Raw genomic sequence first — 1,522 nt, 5'->3', positions numbered from 1 at the left:
ATTTACGGGTGGGTACGGGCTGTGCGGGTCTGTGCGGCTTTACAGGTGGGTGCAGCTATACGGGTGAGTGCGGCTATACGGGTGAGTGCGGCTATACGGGTGAGTGCGGCTATACGGGTGAGTGCGGCTATACGGGTGGCGCGGTTCACGAATGGGTGCGGCTTCATGAGTAGGCGCGGCCTCACGGGACGCGTGCCGAGCCGGTCACCATCAGCGTCCCCGGCGCGTGCCAAGGCCGGTGCTCGCAAAGCTCCAAGTTCTCTACAAGTCGGGGCGGTCATGGTGAACGCATGAGCAAACGCCGCCCAGAACGCGCGGCCACCACGACCGGTCGCCGTCACCGTCGCCGTCATGCGGGGGGCGGGGTGCAGGTCACAGCGGCCGGCCCGCACACAACCCCGCCCGCCTCGTCCCCCACCTCGCCGAACACCTCACGGGACACCTCACGCGACACGTCGCCGGACACCTCGCGCGACATCTCGCCGGACACCCCGCGCGACACGCCACCGGACACCTCGCCGATCGACTTACCGACCGATTCCACGCCCAGCCCACCGACCAGCGCACCCTCCAGTTCCTCGACCAGTTCCCCGATCGCGGCGGATTTCCGAAGCGCAACGGATTCCTGGAGCGCGACGGATTCCCTCGCCGACGTGAGTTCCCGAACCGCGACGGGTCCCCAGATCGCGGCGGATTCCCCGACCGACGGGAATCCCCGGATCACAGAGGGTCCCCCAACCGAGGTGAGTCCCCAAAGCGCGGCGGATTTCCGAGGCGCGGCGGACCCCCGAAGCGCGGCGGATTTCCCGACCAACGGGAGTTTCCGGATCGTGGCGGATCCCTCGACCGAGACGAGTCCCCCAGCCGATTCCTCGTCCGCCTGGCCGATCGCTGGAAGCGGCCGGGAGCTGGGGCGGGAACCGGGGCGGATCGCCAAGGTGATGATCGTCCTGATCTGGGCGACGATGTGCCTGGGGCCGATCCCGCTGTCCGTGCCATGGATCCAGCTCTCGGCCGGCGCCATCGGCACCCCCGGCACCCTCACCGCGGACTGGTGCGAGCCACTCGGCCGCAACCGGTACAACTGCGGGGGCACCTTCGTCCCCGATGGCGGCGGCCCGTCCCGCCCCGTCTCCGCCCCGGCCGACCTGGAGGTGGGCGACACCGTCCGGGCCCAGCTCGCGCCTGAAGGCGACCGGGCCGCGATGGCAGGCCCGCGCGGCGTACTCGGCGCCCTCGTCCTGCCCTTCCTCTGCGTCGGAGGGATCGGCTTCCTGCCGTACGTCATCCTGTACTGGATCCCGGCGGCCACACGGCTGCATCTGCGGAGGGCGGTGGTCGCGGGGGCGTCGCTGACCGGCTTCTCGCTCCTGGGCCTGGCGACGGGCCTCGTCGCAATCTACTCAGCCTGACCAACACACCCCAAACACCCCGACCCCGCTCCGCCACCACCACCACACCGTCTTCAACCCTGCGATCACCGACCTACCGTGATCGCCCTTCCCTTAGTCACCCCCAACCG

The 1,522-nt window shown here is 69.7% G+C and carries 2 protein-coding genes; one reads left to right on the top strand and one right to left on the bottom strand.

What is annotated here, in order from left to right:
* Window positions 1–349: 349 nt before the first annotated feature.
* On the bottom strand, window positions 350–724 hold the full coding sequence (locus HII36_RS55095; protein WP_173531369.1) for a hypothetical protein: 375 nt from the start codon (window positions 722–724) through the stop codon (window positions 350–352).
* A gap of 217 nt (window positions 725–941) precedes the next feature.
* Between HII36_RS55095 and HII36_RS55090 the strand changes: the two genes are divergently transcribed.
* Window positions 942–1,412, top strand: coding sequence for a hypothetical protein (locus HII36_RS55090; RefSeq protein ID WP_236005238.1), 471 nt, complete (start codon window positions 942–944; stop codon window positions 1,410–1,412).
* The last annotated feature ends 110 nt before the right edge of the window (window positions 1,413–1,522 follow it).

The organism is Nonomuraea antri, from assembly GCF_013283785.1.
In the GTDB taxonomy this organism is placed as follows: domain Bacteria; phylum Actinomycetota; class Actinomycetes; order Streptosporangiales; family Streptosporangiaceae; genus Nonomuraea; species Nonomuraea antri.
The sequence above is the reverse complement of the archived record's forward strand: the minus strand, read 5'-3'. Positions and strand labels throughout refer to the sequence as shown.